Raw genomic sequence first — 26,450 nt, 5'->3', positions numbered from 1 at the left:
CAAGCCTCTACACTTCTTTGTGTTGGGGCTTTTGTTTTTATATTGATACAGGTTCGTTGGTACAAGATTTAGCTATAGTTTTAACGTGAATTCGATGAACCTCTCCCCAACCCTCTACCGTGTACACACATCTCTGTACTGGGTGTAAAATTTGGGTTGATACCCCAAAATCCCCCTTTTTCCTACGCCGAAGGCGCATCCCCGAAGGGGTTTAGGAGAGTTACGGGGGATCAAAACGCTGTGGCCAGTTGATAAGATTTGTGTGTACACCGTAGCCTTGCAGGGGAAGAGGAATGGAAGCGGGGTTTTTTAGATCCGTCGAACTCCTCACGTTAGTTTTAATCCATAAGCCTTGCTGCACAGTTTTCAGCCTGAAAACTATTTGTGTTGAATTTAATGCTGAATCGTCTGCACCATTAACTAACCCCAAATCTAATCGTCTGTGAGATGTCTTTGGTTCAGTCTGTTGGCGGTCGAAGGCATCTAGTGGGGTGTATAAATATTGCCATTCACTGTAGGTTTTATCCTTGTAGAGAGATTCTAGATATGCTCGAAAATCAATGCGTTGGTCTGCAACCATGTCAGTGAATTAACTACATCACATAATTCAGTATTATGTAATAATACTCTTTAACATGAGATTAAGGCGCGATCGCTTATCTTCCTACATACAATCCTAAAGCGATCGCTAGCTATTGTTTTAGTAATTATACTGATACATTAACGTTAACTTTTCTCTTCCAGTGATTTAGCTGGTACTTCAATAGCTGTAACATCAATTGTGCCTTCTGGTGTGAAGCGCTGAAAATGTCCTTTTTGTACTGACAGTGCTTCTCCACAATTCGGACACTGCAATTGACTGTTATTTAAGCCTGTGAATTCGTAATTACAAACAGGACATTGATCAGTCACTAAATTGCGTTGCAGCCACCAGCGAAATCCAAAGAAGGCGACAACGGGTGTCAACATGAAGAAGCCAACGATAATTAGCAACGAATTCACCAACCAGCCCAAGCCTAATGACGCCAGCAACCAGAAAACGGCTAACACTGTGAGCCAAGGGCGAAGATTTTCAAGACTCAATTGCAAAGATTTAAGGCTCATTTTTTAAATATTGTCTTGCTCTTCTTCTAGGATAGCGAGTTTAGTTGAGAGTCAAAAGCCAAAGTTCAACTACCAAAAGTCAAGAAATATTACTCAAGCTTTGGGACTATCGGCTTACGACTCAGGACAAAAGCAGTTCTTGTAGTCGCTGTTGAAAGGCTTCCATACCAAAAAGAGCGATTGCTTGTTCTCTAAGCCATTGTCCATCACAACGTTGATCATTTCCTTGGAGAATTTCTATACAAGCTTTTGCTACTGCTTCTTGATCACGATGTGGTACTCGCCATCCTAGTTTACCATCCTGCAAGGGGTCAGCAGAACCATCATCATCACCAGATAACACCGGCACACCACAAGTCATTGCCTCTAAATAAACAATGCCAAAGCCTTCTTGAGAGGGCATAATGTAGGCATCAGCAAGGCGGTAGTGTGCCATTAACTCTTCTGTAGGCACAAAACCTGCAAAAACCACGCGATCGCTCACACCTAAATCTGTTGCTAGCTGGGCTAATCGGGGTTGGTCATCGCCTCGACCAATTACCAAATATTTGATTTCTGGGAAAACTTTGGCTATTTGGGGTAGTGCGCGAATAGTTACATCTACACCTTTGTAAATATCTCCTGACCATAATCGCGCCACAGTCATTAATACCTTTGTACTACATAACCCATATTTCTCGACTAATTCTGGCTGTTTAGAACCAGGCGTAAATTTATTGCTATCAATAGCACAAGCTAACATCTTAATTTTTTGAGGATCTAGACCATTGGCAGCACAAGCGCGATCGCGGCTGTAGCGACTAATAGTCCAGATACTACTTGCTGATGCTAGTGCGCGTCGTTCCTGCTTTTTGAGTGGTTCCCACACTTCCTTGCCATACGTGAGTACGGTGTAGGGAATACCTAAGGGCTGACAAAGAGTTTGGATCAGTACTGCCAGGTTAATATGGCCGCAGAAAACATGCTGGGGACGTTTTTTCAAGAGAAACTTGAGCAAAGCCGCTGCCATTTTCAGCCTTCCTATTTGGGAGAACTGATTTTGAAAGTAATGAAATTTTAAATTATCAGATTCAAAAGGATTTGAGCCGTTAGAATTATCTCGCAATAAAAAAACTTCGGCTTTACAACCTGGCTTCAACTCTGAATATGCACAAAAAATATCTTTGACATAAGATTGAATACCACCTTCTCGGGCAAAAATTTCTAAGAACACGAAGACGTGGTTAGCTGTTCCATGAACTTTTTCGGCTAAATTGAGGTTTTCTCCCACTGTATCAATCAGCATTTATGTTTTTTATACTCCGAGAGAGGGTACAGATGCAGGTGTAAATGAGCTAGGACGCAAGTGGGTCTAGTATTCCATTGTGCGATCGCTCCATATCTGTGGGTACCCATTTCTCTAATAGTTCTTCAGATTTTTTATACAAAACAAAAAATGTTTATACAAATAACAAAAATTGCTTCAGGGCTGAAGTCGCTCTGTCATGGTTATGGCATTCTTTTTAATTTTTACCTTCTTTAGCATATTTAACGATCAGTAAACAATTTCTCCCATCTGCGCTGCGTTCGTAAACAACATGGTCAGCTAAACGTCGCAGGAGAAACCATCCATATCCCCCAACTTGCAGGGTGCCTGGTTGTGGCTCGGCGATCGCATCGGGATTAAAGGGTTTTCCATGATCCCAAATTCTCATCTCTAGTCTATTAATCCACAGACTAACTTCAATTTCGATAGTAGTTTCCGGTGGTAAAGCACGATGAGCATGACGGACTGCGTTAGTAAAACCCTCTGCTAATGCTAAATTAAGGCGATAAAGTTGGCTTTCTGACCAGCCAAGTTGAGACAGATATTGTAAACAAAATTGCTCAAACCATTGTTGTACGTAGTTTAGGAGCTTAAGTTCGCTCTTCACCGTCAGATGGTCGTGCTGCACTATGCTAAGCATTGACCTTGACTTGAATATAAGATGAGTAAAAGATGTCTATATTGGTTGTATTTTGGCGATTTTAGACTTGGGAATCCCTTTTCTGCCAAAATTAAAAATCCCAGATGCTAACTGGATTACTAAAATTGACGCCTGTAAGTTACAAAAGTACATCTGCCAAAAGTATGAGCAGCTTTCCAAGAACACTTCCTGGGTGATTGCGCCAGCAGTTGAAAGGAGGGAAACCCTCCGCATAACTGCTAAATTTGGTAGATGCTCTGGAAACTACAGGCGTCAAAGGCTTGGTGGTAAATAAATTAGAACAATCCCAAGGTCAGAGATTTATCCAATGGGAGGGCAGCACCAATACCTAACCACAGGGTGACAAGAGTGCCAAAGAGGAATACTGTAGTCGCCACTGGACGACGGAAGGGATTTTGGAATTTATTGACGTTCTCAATGAAGGGAACGAGGATTAATCCCAAGGGTACTGAGGCCATTGCTAGCACTCCTAAAAGTTTGTTAGGAAGCGATCGCAAAATCTGGAATACAGGATACAAATACCACTCCGGCAAAATTTCCAGTGGTGTAGCAAAAGGATTTGCTGGTTCACCTGTCATTGCAGGATCTAGTACAGCTAGAGCCACAATACAAGCGAAGGAACCCATAATCACAATGGGGAATACATACAGTAGGTCATTAGGCCAAGCGGGTTCGCCATAGTAGTTATGACCCATGCCTTTGGCGAGTTTGGCTCTTAACTGAGGATCGCTCAGATCGGGTTTTTTTTGTGTTGCCATGTTTGAATGCGCTCTCCTGCTCAAATTCAGTTAAAGCATTTGTGGAAGCCATCAGCTATGAGGCAACCCTGGACTGCGGCAAGCCGCTTGGAGGGGGTCTACAGCTTTCAGCTTAAAATACAGCCTTTGTTTTTATTGTCGCTTATGAGTGATTTTTTTCTGATTTCTCATAAGTTTAAAACAAACAACTGAATCTGCAAACTGAAAGCTGTTGCCTTTTCGCATTTTGGCTGAATTTAGATTACAAAGGTCCGGAAATACCTTGTTTGCGGATCATCAAGAAGTGGAACAGCATGAACACTGCAATTAACCAAGGTAGTACAAAGGTGTGAGCGCTGTAGTAGCGAGTCAATGTAGCTTGACCAACACTAGAACCACCGCGCAACATATCAGAAATCAAAACGCCAACTACGGGAATTGCTTCTGGTACGCCGCTAACGATTTTCACAGCCCAGTAACCTACTTGATCCCAAGGTAGGGAGTAACCTGTAACACCAAAGGAAACAGTGATTACAGCTAGGATGACACCACTTACCCAGGTCAATTCACGGGGCTTTTTGAAGCCTCCTGTGAGGTAGACCCGGAAGGTGTGCAAAATCATCATTAACACCATCATGCTGGCAGACCAGCGGTGAATGGAGCGGATTAGCCAACCGAAGCTGACCTCATTCATGATGTACTCTACTGAAGAGTAAGCTTCAGCTACAGTTGGCTTGTAGTAGAACGTCATGGCAAATCCAGTGGCGAACTGGATGAGAAAACAAGTTAGGGTAATGCCGCCCAGGCAATAAAAAATATTGACATGGGGAGGGACGTACTTGCTAGTGACATCCTCAGCGAGCGCCTGAATCTCCAAGCGCTCCTCGAACCAGTCGTAAACGTTGGCCATACAATCTCAAGTTCCTAAAAATCGGTTGCTGTTGATCAATCTCCCAATTAGCAATTTTGGGATTTTCACAAAAGGGAGTTAGTTCGTTTGCTTTGGAGCCTTCAAAGTGATAAGAGTTTTCAGAAACTTAACACTCTGTAAATATGGAATATATTGCGTTCTCTTTGCAAGCCAACACAAAAAATGCTGGACACCAAGTAGATCTTATCGTTTGCTGAGTGGAATACACCGCATCAGTTGTCTTGACAAGTTGATGAGAGCAATGCACCACTTCTATAAAAAAAGTAACATAGTTGAGATATAGATTTCATCAATAACGAGGTAAACGGGCAGTTTTCAGCAATTTGGGATCAGGTGAAATAGAAAATGGGGTTCATGCACAAACAGGTTTTTCGGTTAGGATTTTCACTGCTAATGGCATTTTGGTTGGCGTTGGGCGCCCTCATCCAACCAGCGGTAGCTTTGACGGATGAGCAAAAGCTAGTTTCAGAAGTTTGGCGAATTGTCAATCGTACTTATTTAGATGAGACGTTTAACCATCAAAATTGGTCGGCGGCGAGGCAAAAGGCATTAGAGAAGCCGCTGAAAAACAATCAAGCAGCTTATGCAGCAATTCAGAATATGCTGAAGTCTTTGGGCGACCCTTTTACCCGCTTTTTAGACCCGGAGCAGTACCGGAGTTTGCAAGTCAATACTTCGGGGGAACTGACTGGGGTGGGTTTACAAATTGCCCTCAATCCGGAGACTGGAAGGCTAGAAGTAGTGTCACCTATTGTGGATTCACCAGCAGATAAAGCCGGAATTAAACCACGCGATCGCATTCTCAAAATCGAAGGCATTTCTACAGAAGATTTGACCCTCGACGAAGCAGCAACTAGGATGCGGGGCCCCGTTGGTAGTCTAGTTACCCTGTTGATTGAACGAGATGGGGTAGGGGAAAAAGAAGTGAGAATAGTGCGCGATCGCATTGAGCTTAACCCTGTGGTGTCTGACTTGCGTTTTTTTCCCCAAGGAACACCCATTGGCTACCTGCGCTTAACTCAATTTAACGCTAACGCTTCTACAGAATTAGCACATGCTATTTCTAGTTTAGAGAAAAAAGGCGCTGCTGCCTATATTTTAGATTTGCGAAATAATCCCGGTGGGTTATTACAATCAGGAGTAGAAATTGCCCGCCTGTGGTTAAATTCCGGTACCATTGTCTACACTGTCAATCGCCAAGGTATTCAAGGCAGTTTTGAATCATTTGGCCCTGCTTTGACAGATGATCCATTAGTAATTTTAGTCAATCAAGGAACTGCCAGTGCTAGTGAAATTCTCGCTGGGGCCCTACAAGACAACGGTCGCGCCCAACTGGTAGGGGAAACTACCTTTGGTAAAGGCTTAATCCAGTCTTTGTTTGAATTATCAGACGGTTCTGGCTTGGCAGTCACAATTGCTAAGTACGAAACACCTAACCATCGGGATATCAACAAATTAGGTATTAAGCCAGATAAAGTAATTGCCCAAGAATCAATTACCCGCGAACAAATTGCCACCAACGCCGATGTGCAATATCAAGGAGCATTGGAATTGTTAAAGACAAATTCTGTATTGGCGGGAGTGGGGAGTAAGGAGTAGGGAGTGGGGAGTGGGGAGTTTTTTCCTCATCTCTCTACCTCAGCACTCACAAGTCCTTGGTAAGCATTCTCGATGAAACGTTTGCCTCTGAGGAAGCCTGTGTTAGCGCCGGGACAGATGTACTGTAGGGTTTCTGGGGTGAAACGTTCTTGTAGTACTTGAAGACTTTTAATTTGTCTTGGCCAGTGAAATGTTTTTGCTGTCCGCTGTAGTACTGGTTCTCCTTGGTGATTGGGGACTAAATGGCGACCAGAAAACAGCACACCTCCCTGTTTACTGTAGTAGAGACAAGATGAACCGGGAGAATGCCCCGGTGTCCAAATTACTTGTGTTGTAGCAGTGAGTGTAAAATTTTGGATAAAGGTGGTTACAGTTAATCCAGGTAATAAATAAGCTTCTTGCTCTTGAATGAGAACTTCGCAGCTAAAGATTTGTTGAATTTCTGAAGTTTTACCAATAGCACCTCTATGAGTGAGAAATAGCCAACGCACACCGCCATGCGATCGCAAAAAATCTTGATTTGTTTGATCTAAAGCCGGGGAATCGATGAGGATATTGCCTTCATTTCCTACAATAAGGTAAGAGGTTCCCCCTAATGTGTCTCGATTTGGCAAAAAGGCAAAGATACTATCTAGTACTGGACGTGGTGGCTTGGCTAGCTGACTTGGCTGTTGAGGTAAGGGGCACATGAGCAAAAACCGAACTGAGGAGTGGTAAAAATTGGGTTACAGAGTTGAACTTCTTAAGAATTTACATTTGAGACTTAATAAGTTCTGTTAACCGTTGTAGACAAATTGGGGTTTAGAGTCTGTCTAGTAGTGAAGGCTGTGGTACCGACACGCTGGTGGGACATGTTTTTAAAATTACTGAAGAGCAAATGACATCTTGGTTTCTCCTCCTATTGGGACTAGCTACTTATCTAATGGTGCAGCGCAGTGTCGCTAACATCACCCGGACACCAGTCTGGTTGTTGTGGTTGGTGTTAATGACACCAGCGTTGATATTGAGCGGGTGGACGATAATACATGGGGCACAACCACCCCCGCCGGCATCACTGATCATTTGGCCGTCAATTATCTGCCTGCTGTTATACTGGCTGTTGTTTCAATGGGGTCGTCAAGCGCCAAGAGATCCACAAACGGAACCCCCAGCTATTGAACCACAGTCGGCTATCCATCCTACCGCAGAAGCAGTAACAGTGCGTCCCATTGAACCAACGGAAGAAACCCAACTACGAAATTGTTTTCCCTGGTCTGTTTACTACATCCAAAACATTGAGTACAGACCCCAGGCTGTTGTCTGTCGTGGTCAGATCAGAACCACTCCTACTAAGGCTTATCAGCAGATTAAGGCTAATATCGAAGCACAATTTGGCGATCGCTTCTTGCTCATCTTTCAAGAAGGTTTCAATGGTAAACCTTTCTTTGTGCTGGTTCCTAACACTCAAGCTGCTAAAAATGCCAATACCAGTAATCCAGAACGGTTAACACGTCCAGGATTAGCTTTATTTTTGCTAGTCGCTACTTTACTGACAACTACGTTTGTAGGTTCAACACTCGCTGGTTTTCAACCACAAGAATTCGTTTCTAAACCAAGTATTTTGTTAGAGGGCTTACCCTATGCTTTAGGGTTGATGACTATTTTAGGTATCCACGAACTTGGTCATTATATGACCGCTCGGCGTTACAAAATTCGCACGACCCTGCCTTATTTTATCCCTCTGCCATTTTTCTTGGGCACTTTTGGCGCATTTATTCAAATGCGTAGTCCCATTCCCAACCGTAAAGCTTTATTTGATGTGAGTATCGCTGGGCCTATCGCAGGTTTTGTGATCACATTACCGTTTTTAATCTGGGGTTTGGCTAATTCGGAGGTGGTTCCCATGACTGACCAAACAGCATTGTTGAATCCTGAAGCACTCAACCCCAAATATTCAATTTTATTGGCACTGCTGGCGAAGTTAGCATTAGGGAGCCAATTAACAGCACAATCTGCCATTAACCTGCATCCCATAGCAATTGCTGGTTTTCTAGGACTAATTGTCACAGCTTTGAATTTGATGCCTGTGGGACAACTCGATGGGGGTCATATTGTCCATGCCATGTTTGGACAGAGAACCGCAATGGTAATTGGTCAAATTTCCCGCTTATTACTGCTACTACTTTCTTTAGTCCAGTCAGGATTTTTTATCTGGGCGATTATTTTATTATTCATCCCCTTGATTGACGAACCTGCCTTAAACGATGTCACCGATTTAGATAATGGTCGTGACATTTTAGGATTGATGGCAATGGCACTGCTGGTAATTATTGTGCTGCCATTACCCCAGGCGATCGCTAACTTGTTGCAAATTTAATCATCATGAAGATGGAGAAGAGGCAGAAACAGAGGAGTGAGTAAATTTTCCTAACCTCTAGCCTCTAGCCTCTAGCCCCCTAACTAGATACAGAATTAGCAGTTTCTGATACCTTGGCCGCAGACGGATTACCACCCATGCGGATTTCGGAAGTGAAGGAAGCCATGCTAAAGCCGCCAAAACGCTTGAGGATACTGACTCGCATCCGTAAATTGGGACTGGCAAACCATAAACGTTCTTCAGACCACATGGTTTCATATTCTGTGGTGAGAGTTAAAGCACCATCGCTACCCATCTTGTAGCTTCCAGCAACGGGTGCTTTTTCGGCGTAACCCATTTCTCTGAGTAACTTGCCTTCTTGTGGATTATCGGCATCGGGAACTGACACTAATACGGTAGATCCATTGTGTTTTTCTTCATCCCATTCCATTGTGCCATTCCAGGTAACTCTAGCTCCACAGGATGCCAAGTTAGGAGCAATTTCGTACTGTTGGCACAGTTTAATGACCTCTGGATGATCAGCGGCGAGGGTTTCAATAACGATATCTGATTTACCGTCTTCTGCTTGTTTAAAAGCCAAATGGTGACTAGTGCGATGGGAAAACCATTTACCAGCACTCAATTCAAAAAATTCTTCAATATTCATGTTCATGAATGAAATTACCCTGCATCAAAACTCTAAAAATCCCACTTAATTTATTAAAAGGTAGCAGGAGAAGTTGTTATTAAGCTTGATAACCTTGATCTTCAAGCCTTTTGAGGGAAATACTCGCTGCTGCCGCTACATTGGGATGGCTGTCTTTTTCTAAATATTTTAAAGCGGAAATGCTCTTAATAGTAGGAAGATTTCCTAAGGCTTCTGCAAGACGTTGTCTTACTAACCAATCATCAGATTGGGCAAATCGCAGGATACTATCTACAGAATCAATGTCTTGAATTTCTCCTAGTGCGGAGATAGCAGCTTCTTGTAATACTGTTTCCTTGCTATCTAAGGCTTGAATGAGAATTTCCCGCGCGCGTGGATCTTTAATATTACCCAGGGAAACGGCGGCGCTAAAACGTACTAGCCAATCAGTATCTTCATAAAATGTCCTTGCCAGTACCTCAAAGGCTCTAGTATCACCTAAATATCCCAATGCACCAGCAGCATCGGCACGAATACCGTAGTCTGGGTCATTTTCCAGAATTTTGACCAGAATTGAATAACATTCTGCTGTTGGTTTAATTCCTAAGGCAAATATTGCCATTGATCGCAGTTGCAGAGATTCATCATCCAACACCTTTTTAATTAAAGGTACTGCGTCTTCAGGGGGTATATGACGCAAACTGGCAAGGGCTACCATGCGATCGCGTAAGTCTGGACTTTCTAACTGAGCAGAGATTTCCTCTAAGGGTAGAGCAGCCATTTATTCTTAGCATTTTCTTTACTTATCTTTACTTTAACTGATTCTTGAATGAGGCTGTAACTATAAACCCTGAAGAGTATGGTGGTAGATTAGTTAGCATTACCACACGCCAACAGTTAAGAATTTTCCCTGATCCCGCATTACTTGCCAGTTCTGGTTAACTCAGTTAATACTTTTGGTAGATGACTATATACCTACAAAGAAAGACAAAAGGCTCTGCTAAACAGGGTACTATTTGCCTTAATCCTGATAATTGCTGTGCTATTTACATTTCATGCAGTGAGACTACCAACACCTTGCCGCAAATATTACCCCGGATATCGGGGTTTTTTTAGCAGTATTTTGAGACAGGCGATAAGCTGACGTCACTTATTTTTTATTCACCGGATAAAAACAATTACCTCAAATTAACAATTTTTTACTGATTTTTTTATTTTCTAATTGTTATATTTATAACATTAATCATGCTTTTTCCTAGCAAAAAAGTATTTTTTGACAAAAATAATTGCGTATTTTTACAGTAATAAAGATATTATGACCAATTTAAATTCACTAAATACATCAAATAATACGGTTATCTAGTTAAGTATTTCACTAAACTAAGTACTTTAAGTAAGTGATGACGAATATGTATAAAGAGGTTAGAGTTAGTTCACAAAGAGATTAGATATAGGTAAAAAGCTGAAGTTATCAGACAACAGCTTTTGATATAGAGTTAGAGTTCAGTAATCCACTCATAAAGAACCGTAGTAGTCCAGCTACGGTTTTTTTGTTATGAGATATTCTCCTAAATATTATTAGAGTGCTTGATTTAACTTAATCTGCCATTCAGAATTTTTTTTAAATTAAGAGTGCCACTTTGTATATTTAATCCCTATTATTGGGAATAATAAATTTATAAATCATCATTGATATCCTCAAATCTAGGCTTGACAAAAGTACTGGATTTTTTTATGCGAATAAATAAACATCGATAAGTCAATTTTTTTCTCATGAGAATTGCTGTAATTGGAGTTTCAATATAATATTTTCTCAATAAATTCACTGGGATTATTTTTTTTAGCTGTATCGATTGTTATCATTAATTTAGTGGTATCACCGCGCCATAAAGCACCTTTATAGGAATAAGAAGAATATATAGTTTCTTTTTTTTCCAAAGTATGTTTTTCAAAAAAATTAGTATCTTAGTTGCAGTGATAATTGCTTCAATTGGTAGCACAGCAAATGCAGAAATTACTGACAATAGTTTTTCTTTGGATATTCAAGTAGGAGCCGATAATTATGGCAATCCGATTATCCTTGATTTGGCATCTGTGAAAGGAACCGAGTACACCCTTTCACAGAAACATGGCGATGGTGTGGCGAAAACGACGTTGCAAGCTGCTTGTAATCAGGGTAAGCTTTATGCCACAAGATTTGCTGTCTATAACTCCACAGGGAAGTTAACCAGTAATCAAACAATTGAAAGAGAAATTGTTCTCAAACCTGACACTGCTGACGCTAACGCTACCTCTATGCAAATTGTTTGTCGAGCAGCAAATAAGCTTGGTAGTGAGTAAAGATGACTTAACGGTCGTCTCTATGGTATTGGCAACCATTGACATCTCTGAAAAAGAATCTACAGACGTAGCAGTGCTATTTCTCTACAAGGGTTCGGGATAACGCATATTTAATTTCTGGAGATGTCTGATGCCCCATTACCCATATTTTTAACTTAATTTTTTTCTTGACGTTGTTTGAGTTTTAGCATAATTTCTGCGTGCATCTCGCGGGTAATTGGGTAAAAATATGTGAGAAATAAGCCACAAATTAGGAAAAATGTGGGTAGAGGGCCAACAGCAAGACGAATAGCTAATAATGCCGAGTCTGGTTGTATGGGTAGTGTAGTTTGTCCTGGTACATTTGCTTGAAAACCAGATGCTTGCAAGGCGTTACCTACTAAAAATAATCCCAAAGCTAAACCCAGTTTTTGTAGTAGTACCATGAAGCCGTAAAAAATTCCTTCTCGGCGTTGTCCAGTTTGGAGTTCATCTAATTCAATTACATCTGGAATCAGCGACCAGGGGACTAAATAAGCAGTAGATACGCCAAAACCTGCCATGACAGCCATTAAATACATTAAACCGATTTGACCAGGCTGGAGAAAAAACAGTCCCCCGGCTGCTATTATCCATAAACTCATGCCCATAAAATAAACTGGTCTTTTGCCAATTTTCTTGCTCAAAGCACCCCAGACAAACAACATGAGTAAAGCCGTCCCCTGCACTGCAATCATGACTGAGGGGACATCGGAATCTTGGAGACGCATATAATTAACGACAAAATAGGGAATAATGCTGGCTGTAACCTGTACCCCTAACCAAGAAAAGAGATAGATCCCGATAACAAATAGAAAAGGCCGATTGGTAAAAACGATTTTGAGTTGTTCAAAAAAGGGTATGGATGGAGTTGCTTCGGCTTGGCTGCGTTTGGCTTCAAAAGCTAAGACGCGATCGCGGACACCAAAAATGCAACAATAAAGAGCCACAACCGAAATTACTGCACAAATTGCGGCTAAAACTAAATATTGTTGCTGACGATCGGCGATGGTCGAAAAAACCACTTGTGCCAAAATTAAAGATAAAATACTGCCACCAATGGAAAAAGCAAAGCGAAAGCTATTCAAAGTTGTGCGTTCGTCATAATCTTGAGTTAATTCTGGAGTCATTGCCGTATAAGGCAAACTGACAACGGTGTAAAACACCTGAGACATTAACCCAACTACCACGTAGTACCAAAATAATGGCCAAACATTAGTACTCGGATCGGCACTAAATTGCGGTACAATCCACTGCAAGAAAAAGATAATGCCAAAAGGAATTGCTCCGTATAACATCCAAGGGAGACGACGACCCCAGCGACGAGATTTAGTTCTATCTGACAGCACCCCAATAATCGGATCATTGATGGCATCCCAGATTTTACCAATCATTAAAACGCTGCCAGCTAAACCAGCCGGAATTCCCGCAACATTGGTAAAGAAAACCAACAGAAAAAAGATCGAAATATTGCCAGTAATCGCTGGGCCTAAATCTCCCGCACCATAAGCCAGTTTTGTTTTTAGATTTAGTTTTTGACTCTCAGGAGTAGTTTGGGCAAAGTCATCTGCCGAGTCGGTCATAATAGCTTGCGCTCATACTAAAATGTTGACTTTAGTATCACCTACAAATCTCCTTTCTTATGCCAGACCTTTACGTTTCTTGGTCAGATTATCACCAAAAAATTGAACACCTGGCGGCTCAGATTTACCAATCTGGTTGGGAATTCAATCAAATTGTCTGTCTTGCTAGAGGGGGACTGCGAGTGGGAGATATTCTTTCCCGTATATACCAACAGCCTCTGGCAATTTTAGCGACATCATCTTACAGTGGACCCGGTCAGCAAGCAAGAGGATCTTTAACCTTTTCTCGCCACTTAACAATGACAACCGAGAATTTAGGTACGCGTATTCTCTTAGTGGATGACTTAGTAGATTCTGGAATTACACTCCAACAGACTATCCCTTGGTTAAAGCAAAATAATGATGTTGTCATTGACGAAATTCGCACTGCTGTACTCTGGTATAAAGCCTGCTCCGTTATTACACCTGATTATTATGTCGATTATTTGCCCGATAACCCCTGGATTCATCAACCTTTTGAACACTACGAGCAGATGAACCTGGCAGAATTAACTGCAAAAATCGGTAAGTTGACACAAATAAATCAAATTATGTTAAATAATGTCACAAAAATATGAAAGAAGCTTTTATTGACCAGACTACTCCGGTAGCAAGTTGCGGTGAGTCGTCAAGAATCACCGCTCTTCAAGTGTGGTGAGTATGTCAAACTCCCACATATTTCTAGCTGTAGGAGTGTCAAGCCGTCCTAGTTTCAATTCACTCCATGAACCCAGCGAAAAACTCCAGAGTTTCTTTCAGTGCTTTGATAAAAATATCAATTTCTTCGCGGGTGTTGTAAAAAGATAAACTTACCCGTGCGGTTCCCGGTAAATCCAAGTAACGGTGTAATGGTTGAGTGCAGTGGTGTCCAGAACGAATAGCCACACCTTCTTGATCTAATAATGTAGATAAGTCATTGGGGTGGACATGGGCTGCTGTAAATGCAGCTAAAGCAGCTCTACCCTCACCTTGAGCATTTGGCTTGGGCCCATAAACTTGAATTTGGGGAACTTGTGCTAATTGCTGGAATAAATAAGCAGTTAACTCTGCTTCGTAGGCGTGGATTTTATCCATACCAATATTACTCAGATAATCTATCGCCGCACCAAGAGCGATCGCTTCCGCAATGGCTGGGGTACCGGCTTCAAATTTATGGGGTAATTCTGCGTAGGTAGAATGATCTAAGTACACATCGGCAATCATTTCACCACCACCAAAAAATGGCGGCATTGATTCGAGTAATTCTAACTTGCCATACAAAAAGCCGATGCCTGTCGGGGCGCACATTTTATGCCCAGATGCCACCAACCAATCACAGTTAATTTCCTGCACATCCACAGGCATATGAGGGACGCTTTGGCAAGCATCAATTAATACTTTCGCACCGGATCTGTGAGCTATATTAGTAATTTCTATTACTGGGTTAATACAACCCAAAGTATTAGAAACATGACATACGGCTACCAATTTAGTTTTGTCACAAATCAGTTGTTGAAACTGTGATAAATCAAAACTTCCCTCTGGTGTCAATTCGACAAACTTTAACACCGCACCTGTTTTTTGTGACACAAGTTGCCAAGGAACTATATTACTGTGGTGTTCCATCACCGACAGAATAATTTCATCTCCCGCTTGCAAATTGTTCATTCCCCAGCTGTAGGCTACCAGGTTAATGGCTTCACTGGCGTTGCGGGTGTAGATGATTTCCTGGCGTGATGCAGCATTGATAAATTTAGCAACTTTGTCTCGTGCTGCTTCATAAGCATCAGTAGCTTTAGCACTTAAAGTATGCGCGCCGCGATGCACATTGGCATTGTATTGTTCGTAATAATCACGCAGGGTATTTAACACCAACAAAGGTTTCTGGGAGGTAGCAGCATTATCCAGATACACTAAAGGTTTACCGTTAACTTCCTGATGCAGTATGGGGAAGTCAGCGCGCACCTTATCAGCTAGGGTTTTGGTAGGGGTGAAAGTCATCGGTAATTAGTTATGAGTCATGAGTCATGAGTCATTAGTCATTAGTCAAAGACTTGAGACTGTTGACTGTGTTTAACAGGGTATCTTGCAAAGAAGCCACTGGAATTTGGTTAATAATTTCCGCAGCAAAGGCGTTAATTAACAACTTACGTGCATCGGTTTCATTAATCCCCCGACTTTGGAGATAGAAAATTTCATCATCTTCCAATTGACTAACAGTTGCACCGTGAGCGCATTTTACGTTGTCAGCGGTAATTTCCAGTTGAGGTTTAGTATCAACCCTCGCCTTAGGTGACAGCAACAAATTGCGATTTAATTGGCCTGCATCCGTTAACTGTGCTGGCTTTGGCACAAAAACCTTACCATTGAACACCGCATGAGCGCGATCGCCGACGATACATTTATGCAATTGTCTACTACTACCATGAGGATAATTCAGTGCGATCGCACTATGAGTATCAGCCAACTGCTTACCAGAAATCATCGTCAACCCATTAAGAGTAGTTTGGGTTTGTTCACCAGTCTGGAAAATCTCCAAATTATGGCGTGATAACCTCCCACCACAACTAAAAGCATGACAAGTATAGCGACTATCACGAGCCTGAGTCACAGCCGTCTTCCCAATATGAAAAGCCTCAGTTCCATCACGCTCAACCCGAGTGTGAATCACCTCAGCATTTTCACCAACCCAAACCTCAGTCACCGCATTAGTAAAATAAACCTTCTCTGCGTCCTTGGCGCCTCGGCGGTTCGTAAATTCTTCAATTAAACTCACACTGCTACCAGTTTCCGCCACCACCAAACACCTCGGCTGGGAAATCACAGCATCCTCACCCACCACCGCCACAAACAGCAACTGAATTGGTGACTCAACAACCACATTTTTCGCCACCAAAATCACCGCTGCATCATTCATTCCAGCAGTATTCAGAGCAGTAAAAACCTCCTGAGAACCCTCAGACTGAGCCAAATACTTCCTAATATTCTCCGACTCAGACAACCCAGCCAAATTACTGACACTCACCCCAGTCGGTAAACCTGCAACAGCCGATAACTCTGGCGCATAAACACCATTCACAAACACCAAACGGTTAACAGCCTCAGGTAAAATCAACCCTGAAATATCAACAGCAGTTAATTTCCTATCAACCCGAAACTGCACCTGACGCAGCGCCGACAAATCAGTAAACCGCCATTCCTCATCACGAGTATTGGGGATAACTGCATGACGTACCCAATGAGCAGCACCTTGGCGTAATTCCTGCAACCAATCCTCGCCTGTGGCTGGAGTCACTTCCTGTAACAACCCAGCCAAAAAAGCATCTCTATCCACCAAACTAGCAACTGAAGGAGAAACTTGCATCGTCATTACACACCCACCTCAGCAGCTTCCAGCACCCAGTCATAACCGCGAGACTCTAATTCCAGCGCTAATTCCTTACCGCCACTGGTGAGAATGCGACCATTGGCCATCACATGGACAAAATCCGGCACAATATAATTAAGTAACCGTTGGTAGTGAGTAATCATAATCGTGGCATTTTCCGGACTAGTTAATTGATTAACGCCATTAGCCACAATCTTCAGCGCATCAATATCCAAACCCGAATCAGTTTCATCCAGAATTGCCAACTTTGGCTCTAACAAAGCCATTTGCAGAATTTCATTCCGCTTCTTCTCACCACCAGAAAAACCTTCATTCAAACTTCTATTGAGAAAAGCTGGATTCATTTTTACCACATCCAACTTTTCTTCAATTAAATCATCAAAATCAAACGCGTCTAATTCCTCCAAACCCTGCGCTTTACGGCGAGAATTGTAAGCCACTCGTAAGAAATCCAAATTACTTACACCTGGAATTTCCAGAGGATATTGAAAAGCCAAAAACACACCTAATCTTGCGCGTTCCTCCGGCTCCATTTCTAACAGATTCTGTCCTTGGAAAGTTACTTCACCACCAGTCACTTCATAGGCGGGATGTCCTGTTAATACCTTAGAAAAAGTACTCTTACCAGAACCATTTGGCCCCATAATGGCATGAATTTCACCAGCGCGTATCTCCAGATTCAAACCCTTGAGAATTGGAGTCCCATCAACAGTAGCTGTCAAATCCTTTACTGACAGCACAACTTCACTATTTTCAATAATCATGTTCTCTCTTTTCTTCTCTTCTCTATTTGGTTTGTAGTAGGTGCTTCAGTGCCTTTTTGAAAGCACTGAAGTGCTTACTACAAGCATTACCCAACGCTACCTTCTAACTTCAGACTCAATAATTTATCAGCTTCTACCGCAAATTCCATCGGTAGCTGATTAAACACATCTTTGCAGAAACCGCTAATCATCATAGAAATAGCATCTTCCGACGAAATACCCCGTTGAGCAAAGAAGAATAGCTGATCTTCTCCAATCTTAGAAGTAGAAGCTTCATGCTCCACTCTTGCAGTATTATTCTGCACCTGAATATAAGGGAAAGTATTAGCATGGGCATTATCCCCAATCAGCATCGAGTCACATTGAGAATAATTTCTCGCGCCTTTAGCCTTGGGATGCACCTTCACTAAACCCCGATAGCTATTGCTAGAGTTACCCGCCGAGATTCCCTTAGAAATAATGGTGCTACGAGTGTTATTACCTACGTGAATCATTTTCGTACCCGTATCAGCTTGCTGCATATTGTTTGTCAGCGCCACCGAGTAGAATTCACCTACAGAGTTATCACCCACTAACACACAACTAGGATATTTCCAAGTAATGGCTGAACCAGTTTCTACTTGAGTCCAGGAGATTTTGGAATTCACACCCTGACACAAACCACGCTTGGTAACAAAGTTGTAAATCCCGCCTTTGCCTTTTTCATCGCCGGCGTACCAGTTCTGCACGGTGGAATATTTAATTTCTGCGTTGTCTAGGGCCACAAGTTCTACCACAGCAGCGTGTAGTTGGTTGCTGTCATACATCGGCGCGGTGCAACCTTCTAGATAAGAAACATAGCTACCTTCTTCAGCGACAATCAAAGTCCGCTCAAACTGTCCTGTATCACCGGAGTTGATGCGGAAGTAGGTAGATAATTCCATTGGGCATTTCACACCCTTGGGAATATAAACGAAAGAACCATCGCTGAAGACAGCCGCATTTAAAGCCGCAAAGTAATTATCGGCTGCGGGAACGACGCTACCCAGGTATTTCTTGACAAGTTCTGGATGTTCTTGCAATGCTTCGGAAATTGAACAGAAGATAACTCCATCTTCGGCTAGCTTTTCCTTAAATGTCGTAGCCACGGAAACGCTATCGAAAATTGCGTCGACGGCGACGTTGGCTAGTCGCTTTTGTTCAGACAGGGAAATGCCTAGCTTCTCGAAGGTTTCCAAGAGAGTGGGATCTACTTCATCCAAACTGTTGAGTTTTGCTTTCTTTTTCTTGGGCGCGGAATAGTAGATGATATTCTGATAATCTATGGGCGGATACTTGACACTGGGCCAAGTTGGTTCCGTCATTTTTTGCCACTGGCGATAAGCCCTGAGGCGGAAATCCAACATGAACTGCGGCTCGTTCTTCTTGGCGGAGATCAAGCGGATCACGTCCTCGTTTAGTCCACGCGGAATAGTGTCGGCTTCGATATCGGTGATAAAGCCGTACTTGTAGGGTTGGTTGACTAAGGTTTTGACAGTGGCACTCATCGGTATTAGTCTCTCGTGTTCAGAACTGAAATCTTGAAATCTCTTTAAGGATGGAAGACGGGCTGGGGCCTAGCCAATTCCCTGCTCGCGTTACGAGTGGTTGAATGGCTGTTAATATATAAGTTAAGAGTAAAACAACACGACTGTTGTTTAATTTATTTTCATTTTACGCTAAATTAACAACAACAATGTTGTTAAAGTCAAATTTTCTCAAAAAATTTTGGGACGTTCGCGAAGCGTCTTGTCAAGAAGATGGCGATTACCCACCAGTCCTCAACAAAGCAAGATATTTTGGAGTATCTGCTGAAACGCTCACAAGCAACTGCTTTGGAGTTGGCCGAAGTTTTAGATGTTAGTCCCCAAGCGATTCGTCGTCATCTCAAAGATTTGGAGACGGAAGAGCTAGTTGTATATTCATCTGTACAAACGGGGATGGGACGACCCCAGCATATATATCAATTAAGTCGTCAAGGACGCGATCGCCTGTACAGAAAAATAAATAATCATCAAAGCGATCGCTACGGCGAATTTGCTGTTTCGCTGCTAGATACCCTAGCGGAAACCGTAGGACGCGAACAAGTCAGTACTATTTTACAAAAACAATGGGAAAGGAAAGCTCAAGAATACCGCGATCGCCTGGGTCATGGTTCACTGCAAGAGCGTGTAGCTAACTTAGTGGAACTGAGAAAATCTGAAGGTTTCATGGCAGAGTATCACTCTGTCGAATCAGATACATCTTCCCCACAGGATAGCTTCATCTTTATGGAACATAACTGTGCGATTTCCAACGTTGCTGAGTCTTTCCCCAGCATTTGTGGTCATGAATTAGAAATGTTTGCCGCAGTTCTCCCCGATTGTCAGGTAGAACGTACTCATTGGATTATCAATGGTGAACATCGTTGCGGCTATTTGGTGCAAGCGCGTAAAGTACAGGCTGATGAATAAATTTTGTTTTCACATCCAGTGTAGATCATGGGTCATAACTTAGTAGTAAAAGTTTTTACTAATTGGTAATTACCTATTGTTCATGACTCAACATTTAATAACTAATTTTTTTAAAAAATAGATTTATGGAGATACAACCACAGCAACCTTCAACACAGTTTCTCACCCTAGAAGAGTCAGCCAAAGTAGATGCTGCTTTGTTGTCATCCTCAGAAAAGTTTTTAACAAGATTAACAATTTCATCCCTCAAGCTACTCAAGTATATTGCTCAAGAGTATGGTGTTGCTATGGAAGATTTAACCACACAGCAACTAATTACTTGGTTTGAAAAAGATGCCAAAACCAAGCGTGAACAAGGAATTGAAGCTTCTTATCTCAAATGGTGATTTGTAATTCGTAAATAAAAAGCACCTGGAAAATAGGTGCTTGATTAATTATTAGTTCTTAACTATTACTTTTTATGCTCTGTAAGCATTAGCTCTAGGGCTACGAGTACCGACAACTGCACCTATTAGCGAAGCCGCTAAACCCAACAATGAACCAATAACAAAAGACCACAAAGCTCTAGAAGTTGCAGCAGCAATATCACGAGCTTGCTGTGCAGTTACTTCCGTTTGTGTTCCAGGAGTTACACCAGGTTGTTGTTGTATTTGATTAATAATTTCTCCGGCATTAGCCGCAGCAACACCAAATGTGCCAGTCACGCCACTGGCTAATAGCCAAGCACTAATTGCTAAAGTAGTAGCCCAAAGAATTGCGCCATTGAGAAGTGCTGTATTACGATTCATGGGGCCACAAGCACGGGCTGTTATCCAACCGCCAATGAATAAAGAAATCAACAAAGCGACAGTTGACCAAATGCCTACATTACCAGCAACATCAGGAGTTATGGTTCTAGGCGCTCCTGAATCGGCAATTCGACCTGCCCCAATAGCACCAAACAAAGAACTCAAGATCAACTGTGTAGCTAAAGCAACTAACACACCAGAAATTATTGGACCCCAACGAACACGATCATGATATTCAGCTACTCTACCTGCTACTCCAGGCTCATTAATAACATCATCATTTACGCGATTTACGTATGACATAGACTATGTTCTCCATTGCTGCTTCAGCAAAGTTTTGCTTAGGTATACTTAATACTTCTCTTTAAAAACATTAAACGGCGATAAATCATTTTTAATATCTATCAATAGAAGGAATTATCTAGTCTATCTTCAGTAAGAATAAAGCGAAATTTGTTTATATTTTTTAATATACTTTATTGATTCTTTATGTCTGATTTTTTTGAGTGACTATTTGATTTTAATATCTATTTTAGATATATTTAAAAACGTCTTTCATTACATCTCAATTATTTTGCAGACTTTCTAGAGAAACTTTTATTCATGGCTAATGAGTATACCCATTAGCCACAAGCCAGACAAAACCCACAATTTAACGCATTTTTACAGCGGTACCCGTGGCAGTAATCAGTAACAAAACTCCCGACTGATCAACATTGATGGTACCCGTATCAAATTCAATTCCAATGACAGCATCTGCACCTAAACGCTGCGCCCGTTGTTTTAATTCTTCGATGGCCTTCTGTTGACCCTCCTCAAATAAACGCTCATAGCTAGCAGTCCGTCCACCGATAACATCACGAATGCTGGCAAAAAAATCTCGGATAAAATTACTGCCGTAGACAACTTCCGCTGTCACAATACCTAAATATGATTCAATTACAGCACCTTGAATCACATCAGTTGTAGTTACAATCATTAATTAGTCCCGTAAATGGCAAATTTAGTCATTAGTCATGATTAAAAGGGAACAGGGAAATTTCTTCTTGATGCCCTCATCTTCCTCATATCCCCACCTCCCCAACTGGTCTGTGTAATATACTGAGTACTTATAAATGATAGCCAATTCCTGATTCAGTATAAACTCAGGACGTTTTGTGCTGAAAAAAAGTATCTAGCTTGACAATTTATTAACATTTTATGAAGGTGAATAAATACAGTTTTCAAAAGTGAATATTTTTGTTTTAATGTACAAAAAAAAGTCCTCTAGAATTTCAGGAAATTTACGGTGTACAAACGCATATCACTTATAGTTGGCCTTCTCTGGTTAGGATTTTGTACCATTACCATCCCCTCAGTGGTTCAAGCTCAGGTACTCATGGCACAAACGACTAACCCAGAACTGAAACGGCTTTTCGAGGAAGGCAAGAGGCTTGTAGAAGCTAACGACTATAATGGGGCGATCGCTATTTATGAGCGAGCAGCTAGCATCGAGCCAAAGAATGCTAGAGTCCATTCGGGTATTGGCTACCTCCACGCCCAACAAGGAAATTTCCAACCAGCACTAGCCGCTTATCGTCGGGCGATCGCTATTGACGGTAATAACAGTGATTTTTACTATGCTGTGGGTTATGTCAAAGGTAATTTGGGTGATACCAATGGGGCCAAAGAAGCTTACCGTCGTGCCATCCAACTCAACCGCAATAACTTGAATGCCTATTTGGGATTAGGTATTACCCAAGCACGGATGGGAGACTTTACAGCAGCTAATTGGGCATATGAAGAAGCTATTAAACTTGATCCAAATAATGCCCAGACCTATGAGTTTATGGCTGCAATGTATAAACAGCGACAACAAACTTCAAGAGCTAGCGACTTGCTAAGACAAGCGCGTAACTTGTACCAACGGCGGAATGACTACAATGGTGTCAATAGAGTAGAAGGTATGTTGCGAGAATTAGGAGGTTGATATTTATTTAGCATCTGTTTCTAGCATTTTGGATTGTATTTACTGGTTTAGAAGCGGGGAAAAACTCATATTCTCAGTCCCGTGCGCGATCATCTCCTGCTTTTGTAACATCTAATTGCTTCATCACTAAATCTTCACCGTGAACAGAATGCAGTTTTTTCCATACAGATCAAGGAGTTGCACATAATAATGAAAATTTGCCATTGATGTCAATTAGACGTCAACACTATTAATTAATCATGGGACGGGTGGAGACACCCATCCCACAAGAAAACTAGGGATGTTTTTTATTTGGCAGTTCCTAAACTGGGAGTAGAAAGATTTTTACTTGGGAAAGCATTTGTTACACCAGCCCAGTTACTAGCAATTGGCATTCGCCAACCAGTACCAAAGGCACGATCGGTAATTTTTAATCCTGGGGGTGCTTGTCGCCGCTTAAATTCTGCCCTGGCCACCATTTGGATTACTCGGTTGACAATTACCGGATCATGTCCTGCGGCGACAATTTGTGCTGCTGATTGGTGGTTGTGAATTAAGCGTTGCAAGATATCATCTAAAATATCGTAGGAGGGTAGAGAATCTTGATCTACTTGACCTGGTTTGAGTTCAGCACTGGGTGCTTTAGTTAGGATATTTTGGGGGATAATTTCGTTGTGGCGATTTAACCACTGACACAGCGAATAAACGCGGGTTTTCGGCACATCGGCAATTACAGCCAATCCACCATTCATATCGCCGTAAAGGGTGCAGTAACCCACTGCCATTTCTGACTTGTTACCTGTAGATAACAATAGATATCCAAATTTATTTGCGATCGCCATCAATAAGTTACCGCGAATCCGGGACTGGATATTTTCTTCGGCAATGCCAAACTCAGTACTAGCAAACATTTCGGCTAAGGTGTGATCGAAGCCTTGCATTAATTCCCCAATCTTCAATATCTTGGTTTCGATACCCAAATTTTCGGCTAATGCCAAAGCATCACTAACAGAATGTTCTGAACTATAAGGAGAAGGCATCAACACACCGAGGACATTTTCTTTACCGAGAGCAGCAGTTGCGATCGCCGCTACCAATGCCGAATCAATTCCTCCACTTAAACCCAGGACAACTTGAGAAAACCGACATTTGCGGGCATAGTCTTGGACTCCCAAAACTAAAGCTTGCCAAATTTCCTCTGCTGCTGACTCATATACAGGAGCGACAGAACTTAACTGTAAATCTCGCTGCGCTGCGTCAAATTCAACTGTGACTAAATCGCTGACAAAACCACGGGCCCGACACATAATTTCACCTTGACGATTCAAGGCAAAACTCCGCCCATCAAAAATTAAATCGTCATTGCCTCCTACTTGGTTAGCATAAATCATCGGTTGTTGAAAACGTACCGCGCTATGCTTAAGCATCGATTCCCGATAGTCCTGCTTACCCACGCTGTAAGGCGAGGCAGACAAATTGACAATTACATCCACCCGGAGAATTGCTAAATCAGCAATGGGATTTACCGCATAACTGCGTTTACCTAAAAACTCTTCATCATTCCACAAATCTTCGCAAATAGTAACACCAATATCAATTTCATCTAGAGTGAAATAACTAGCTTGTAACCCAGGTTCAAAATAGCGATTTTCATCAAAGACATCATAAGTAGGTAACAGGCGCTTATGAAAGACTTGCTTGATTTTGCCTTGTTCTAACAAAGCGATGCTATTAAATAAACTTTTGCCGCCTGTAGTATGGGCTTTTAAATTTTGAGAAACAGTTCCTACCAACACAGCTAAATTAGGCGGTAAATCTTGGGCTAGTTGTTGTAATGTCTTGCCCATCGCCACCACAAAACTGGGATTTAGTAATAAATCCCTTGGGGGATAGCCACACAAAGATAGTTCTGGTGTTAATAATAAACGCGCACCTATTGCTGCTGCTTGTTGTGCGGCTTCCAGAATTTTTTGAGCATTTCCAGGCAAATCACCAATTGTGGGATTTAGTTGAGCGATGGCAATTTTCATTGTGGATGTAGGATGTTAGATTGTACAAAAGAAATTAATTGAGCTTTTAGTGGTCAATAGCAGTCAATAAATTGACCGCTAACTGATGCAAGTAACGGTTTCCCTGTTGCTATTTATTAGTTTCTATGTTATTTAACGAGAATGCCAATTTTTCAATTCTTCATCAATAAAATAACTGACCAAATATCGATATAAATTTTCAATTACGTCGGGATTTAAACCCGCTGCTTCAGCCCAAAGTCTTCTTTGCTGTAACATAGCATTAAACCTTTCTGGGGCTTTTACACTTTCTTCATTATTTTTGAATTTTGCTGCTGCTTTCACGTATTCAAAACGGTTACCAAAAGCAGTGATAATCTGATGATCAATTGTATCAATTTCTGTACGAATTTCCTGGATGTTCGCACATTCTTTTGCTGCTTTCATAAATGTATTGCCTGAAATTTTGGTAGTTAAATAAAAACTAAAGGTTTGTCTTTGAAGGGTGCAAAAGCCTCAGCATCAAACTTATATAAACTAGCTGGACGACCAGCACCCCGGGATACTTTAATTCCGGTATCAGATAAAAAACCTAATTTGAGTAATCGGGCCCGAAAGTTAGAATAATCGGCAAAATTATCCCCTAAAATTGTGGTGTATAACTGATACAAATCATTCAACGTAAACATGGCCGGCAAAACATCAAAAGCTACTGGGCTATATTCCAATTTATTTCGTAACCGCCTGTGTCCATAAGCCAAAACTTCATTATGATCAAAGGCTAATTGGGGCACTTGCTTGACTGGGTACCAAGCAATCCCAGCGACTTTATCAGCAATTAATTCTGCTTCTTCAAACCTCACCAGGGCAAAATAACTAACTGATAGATAACGTACACCATAACTATCAGTAGCTTCCCGTGGGTCACGATGAGGGCCTCCAAAGGTATATAACTGCTCTAAATAAAGGTTATTAACCCTGATTTTCTCCGCCATAATGCGATAGGCAGCATCTTCTAAAGACTCCCCTTGACGTACCAAAGTACCGGGAAGGCTCCAAGAATTGACAAATGGTTCCTGCTGTCGCATGACTAAAAGCACTAGCAGCCGATTTTGGGCAGTATCTACAGAAAAAATTACATTATCAACACCAACCTTGAAATCGGCCAAAGGTTGTTGAGCGGAATCGAAACAAGGTTGTTGATTTAGCGGAGTTGGTATCTTTTTGTGGTTGCGTCCTGGCATTTGTACAAATGCTCTTGATGAATATAAGCGACAATGGGGGGAGTAAGAGCTTCAGTATCTCCATGTTCACGATATGCTGTGGAGGACACGTCTATACCTATTAAGCTAGCGATCGCAACTTGACCACCCAGATTTTGCACTGCTTGCAAACTAGAATCTTCTATGGCATGTCCCGGTCGTGGCACAATTAACAGCTGCACCTGCTGTAACAAATCTTCAATACGATACCAGCGCGGCAATTGATTCAACAAATCAGAACCAATCACCAAGGTAAATTCAGTATCCTCACCCCAACGAGATTTTGCTTTTGCCACCGTTTCCAGTGTTCTGAAGCTACTCAAATCCTGTTCTAAAGCAATATTCTGCCGTGGCGTATCGATATCCGTAATCAACAATCGCAGCATAGTTGCCCGATGTGCCAAAGGCGTTTGATGCGACTTAAACGGATTATCAGCCGCCCAAACAGCCACCCAATCATAACACTCAGACAACCACCTCAGAATCTTTTGATGTCCAGCCGTTGGTGGATCAGCACTAGTCCCAAACAAAGCAATTCTCAT

The 26,450-nt window shown here is 41.9% G+C and carries 27 protein-coding genes; 7 read left to right on the top strand and 20 right to left on the bottom strand.

The features are described from left to right. Positions 1 to 220: 220 nt before the first annotated feature. From ACM0OT_RS18460 to petB, 6 genes are all read right to left on the bottom strand, one after another. Positions 221 to 580 (bottom strand): hypothetical protein, encoded by a 360-nt coding sequence (locus tag ACM0OT_RS18460; RefSeq protein WP_414565867.1) that lies wholly within the window; start codon positions 578 to 580, stop codon positions 221 to 223. 146 nt (positions 581 to 726) lie between these two features. Next, positions 727 to 1,104 (bottom strand): hypothetical protein, encoded by a 378-nt coding sequence (locus ACM0OT_RS18455; protein WP_414565866.1) that lies wholly within the window; start codon positions 1,102 to 1,104, stop codon positions 727 to 729. 121 nt (positions 1,105 to 1,225) lie between these two features. Then, positions 1,226 to 2,389 (bottom strand): glycosyltransferase, encoded by a 1,164-nt coding sequence (locus ACM0OT_RS18450; protein ID WP_414565865.1) that lies wholly within the window; start codon positions 2,387 to 2,389, stop codon positions 1,226 to 1,228. A gap of 217 nt (positions 2,390 to 2,606) precedes the next feature. Next, entirely contained in the window at positions 2,607 to 3,050 is a 444-nt protein-coding gene (locus ACM0OT_RS18445; protein ID WP_414542615.1) for an ATP-binding protein, read from the bottom strand. A gap of 296 nt (positions 3,051 to 3,346) precedes the next feature. Further along, complete coding sequence (gene petD / locus ACM0OT_RS18440) at positions 3,347 to 3,829, bottom strand: cytochrome b6-f complex subunit IV (protein ID WP_414542614.1); 483 nt, start codon at positions 3,827 to 3,829, stop codon at positions 3,347 to 3,349. Between the two features lie 241 nt (positions 3,830 to 4,070). Next, entirely contained in the window at positions 4,071 to 4,718 is a 648-nt protein-coding gene (gene petB / locus ACM0OT_RS18435; RefSeq protein WP_414542613.1) for a cytochrome b6, read from the bottom strand. Between the two features lie 366 nt (positions 4,719 to 5,084). Here petB and ctpA point away from each other — a divergent pair, with 366 nt between their 5' ends. Beyond that, entirely contained in the window at positions 5,085 to 6,338 is a 1,254-nt protein-coding gene (gene ctpA, locus ACM0OT_RS18430) for a carboxyl-terminal processing protease CtpA (protein ID WP_414565864.1), read from the top strand. 26 nt (positions 6,339 to 6,364) lie between these two features. Here the strand turns inward: ctpA and ACM0OT_RS18425 are convergent, their stop codons facing one another. Beyond that, the gene (locus ACM0OT_RS18425; RefSeq protein WP_414565863.1) at positions 6,365 to 7,027 is read right to left on the bottom strand and encodes an MBL fold metallo-hydrolase; all 663 of its coding nucleotides are present in this window, start codon (positions 7,025 to 7,027) and stop codon (positions 6,365 to 6,367) included. A gap of 188 nt (positions 7,028 to 7,215) precedes the next feature. On the opposite strand from ACM0OT_RS18425, the gene ACM0OT_RS18420 reads away from it, so the two are divergent. Further along, positions 7,216 to 8,694 carry a site-2 protease family protein gene (locus tag ACM0OT_RS18420; protein WP_414565862.1) on the top strand — a complete coding sequence of 493 codons (1,479 nt, stop codon included), beginning with the start codon at positions 7,216 to 7,218 and terminating at the stop codon, positions 8,692 to 8,694. Positions 8,695 to 8,773: 79 nt separating this feature from the next. Here the strand turns inward: ACM0OT_RS18420 and ACM0OT_RS18415 are convergent, their stop codons facing one another. Further along, on the bottom strand, positions 8,774 to 9,340 hold the full coding sequence (locus ACM0OT_RS18415; protein ID WP_414565874.1) for a phycobiliprotein lyase: 567 nt from the start codon (positions 9,338 to 9,340) through the stop codon (positions 8,774 to 8,776). Between the two features lie 79 nt (positions 9,341 to 9,419). Next, a complete protein-coding gene (locus tag ACM0OT_RS18410) occupies positions 9,420 to 10,100 on the bottom strand; it encodes a HEAT repeat domain-containing protein (RefSeq protein ID WP_414565861.1) in 681 nt (226 codons plus the stop codon). Between the two features lie 1,160 nt (positions 10,101 to 11,260). Between ACM0OT_RS18410 and ACM0OT_RS18405 the strand changes: the two genes are divergently transcribed. Further along, a complete protein-coding gene (locus tag ACM0OT_RS18405; RefSeq protein WP_414565860.1) occupies positions 11,261 to 11,659 on the top strand; it encodes a hypothetical protein in 399 nt (132 codons plus the stop codon). Positions 11,660 to 11,814: 155 nt separating this feature from the next. Here ACM0OT_RS18405 and ACM0OT_RS18400 read toward each other — a convergent pair whose 3' ends face one another. Further along, entirely contained in the window at positions 11,815 to 13,260 is a 1,446-nt protein-coding gene (locus tag ACM0OT_RS18400; protein WP_414565859.1) for an MFS transporter, read from the bottom strand. A 59-nt stretch (positions 13,261 to 13,319) separates the two neighbouring features. Between ACM0OT_RS18400 and ACM0OT_RS18395 the strand changes: the two genes are divergently transcribed. Then, complete coding sequence (locus ACM0OT_RS18395) at positions 13,320 to 13,877, top strand: phosphoribosyltransferase (RefSeq protein ID WP_414565858.1); 558 nt, start codon at positions 13,320 to 13,322, stop codon at positions 13,875 to 13,877. A 139-nt stretch (positions 13,878 to 14,016) separates the two neighbouring features. Here ACM0OT_RS18395 and ACM0OT_RS18390 read toward each other — a convergent pair whose 3' ends face one another. The 4 genes from ACM0OT_RS18390 to sufB all read right to left on the bottom strand — a co-directional run bounded on the left by ACM0OT_RS18390 (position 14,017) and on the right by sufB (position 18,956). Continuing rightward, the gene (locus ACM0OT_RS18390) at positions 14,017 to 15,279 is read right to left on the bottom strand and encodes a SufS family cysteine desulfurase (protein ID WP_414565857.1); all 1,263 of its coding nucleotides are present in this window, start codon (positions 15,277 to 15,279) and stop codon (positions 14,017 to 14,019) included. A gap of 34 nt (positions 15,280 to 15,313) precedes the next feature. Next, entirely contained in the window at positions 15,314 to 16,648 is a 1,335-nt protein-coding gene (gene sufD / locus ACM0OT_RS18385; protein ID WP_414565856.1) for a Fe-S cluster assembly protein SufD, read from the bottom strand. Continuing rightward, positions 16,648 to 17,430, bottom strand: coding sequence for a Fe-S cluster assembly ATPase SufC (sufC, locus tag ACM0OT_RS18380; protein ID WP_414565855.1), 783 nt, complete (start codon positions 17,428 to 17,430; stop codon positions 16,648 to 16,650). Before sufC ends, sufD begins: the two co-directional genes overlap by 1 nt. 86 nt (positions 17,431 to 17,516) lie before the next feature. Next, on the bottom strand, positions 17,517 to 18,956 hold the full coding sequence (gene sufB, locus ACM0OT_RS18375) for a Fe-S cluster assembly protein SufB (protein WP_414565854.1): 1,440 nt from the start codon (positions 18,954 to 18,956) through the stop codon (positions 17,517 to 17,519). A gap of 252 nt (positions 18,957 to 19,208) precedes the next feature. Here sufB and sufR point away from each other — a divergent pair, with 252 nt between their 5' ends. Then, positions 19,209 to 19,901 (top strand): iron-sulfur cluster biosynthesis transcriptional regulator SufR, encoded by a 693-nt coding sequence (gene sufR, locus ACM0OT_RS18370; protein ID WP_414542595.1) that lies wholly within the window; start codon positions 19,209 to 19,211, stop codon positions 19,899 to 19,901. Between the two features lie 125 nt (positions 19,902 to 20,026). Beyond that, positions 20,027 to 20,287 carry a hypothetical protein gene (locus ACM0OT_RS18365; protein WP_414565853.1) on the top strand — a complete coding sequence of 87 codons (261 nt, stop codon included), beginning with the start codon at positions 20,027 to 20,029 and terminating at the stop codon, positions 20,285 to 20,287. 72 nt (positions 20,288 to 20,359) lie between these two features. Here ACM0OT_RS18365 and ACM0OT_RS18360 read toward each other — a convergent pair whose 3' ends face one another. Both ACM0OT_RS18360 and ACM0OT_RS18355 read right to left on the bottom strand, forming a co-directional pair. Further along, positions 20,360 to 20,992 carry a hypothetical protein gene (locus ACM0OT_RS18360; RefSeq protein ID WP_414565852.1) on the bottom strand — a complete coding sequence of 211 codons (633 nt, stop codon included), beginning with the start codon at positions 20,990 to 20,992 and terminating at the stop codon, positions 20,360 to 20,362. A gap of 349 nt (positions 20,993 to 21,341) precedes the next feature. Beyond that, positions 21,342 to 21,668 (bottom strand): YbjQ family protein, encoded by a 327-nt coding sequence (locus ACM0OT_RS18355; protein ID WP_414542592.1) that lies wholly within the window; start codon positions 21,666 to 21,668, stop codon positions 21,342 to 21,344. 309 nt (positions 21,669 to 21,977) lie between these two features. On the opposite strand from ACM0OT_RS18355, the gene ACM0OT_RS18350 reads away from it, so the two are divergent. Beyond that, positions 21,978 to 22,658 carry a tetratricopeptide repeat protein gene (locus tag ACM0OT_RS18350; RefSeq protein WP_414565851.1) on the top strand — a complete coding sequence of 227 codons (681 nt, stop codon included), beginning with the start codon at positions 21,978 to 21,980 and terminating at the stop codon, positions 22,656 to 22,658. A 287-nt stretch (positions 22,659 to 22,945) separates the two neighbouring features. Here the strand turns inward: ACM0OT_RS18350 and ACM0OT_RS18345 are convergent, their stop codons facing one another. From ACM0OT_RS18345 to ACM0OT_RS18330, 4 genes are all read right to left on the bottom strand, one after another. Then, entirely contained in the window at positions 22,946 to 24,667 is a 1,722-nt protein-coding gene (locus tag ACM0OT_RS18345) for an NAD+ synthase (RefSeq protein WP_414565850.1), read from the bottom strand. A 132-nt stretch (positions 24,668 to 24,799) separates the two neighbouring features. Next, the gene (locus tag ACM0OT_RS18340; RefSeq protein ID WP_414565849.1) at positions 24,800 to 25,093 is read right to left on the bottom strand and encodes an isochorismate lyase; all 294 of its coding nucleotides are present in this window, start codon (positions 25,091 to 25,093) and stop codon (positions 24,800 to 24,802) included. Between the two features lie 26 nt (positions 25,094 to 25,119). Further along, a complete protein-coding gene (locus ACM0OT_RS18335) occupies positions 25,120 to 25,890 on the bottom strand; it encodes an NUDIX hydrolase (protein ID WP_414565848.1) in 771 nt (256 codons plus the stop codon). Continuing rightward, positions 25,851 to 26,450, bottom strand: a complete 600-nt coding sequence (locus tag ACM0OT_RS18330; RefSeq protein WP_414565873.1) for a nicotinate-nucleotide adenylyltransferase — start codon at positions 26,448 to 26,450, stop codon at positions 25,851 to 25,853. The genes ACM0OT_RS18335 and ACM0OT_RS18330 overlap by 40 nt, the downstream gene beginning before the upstream one ends.

Source organism: Anabaena sp. CCY 9613, assembly GCF_963920895.1.
Taxonomy (GTDB): Bacteria; Cyanobacteriota; Cyanobacteriia; order Cyanobacteriales; family Nostocaceae; genus Cyanocohniella.
The sequence above is the reverse complement of the archived record's forward strand: the minus strand, read 5'-3'. Positions and strand labels throughout refer to the sequence as shown.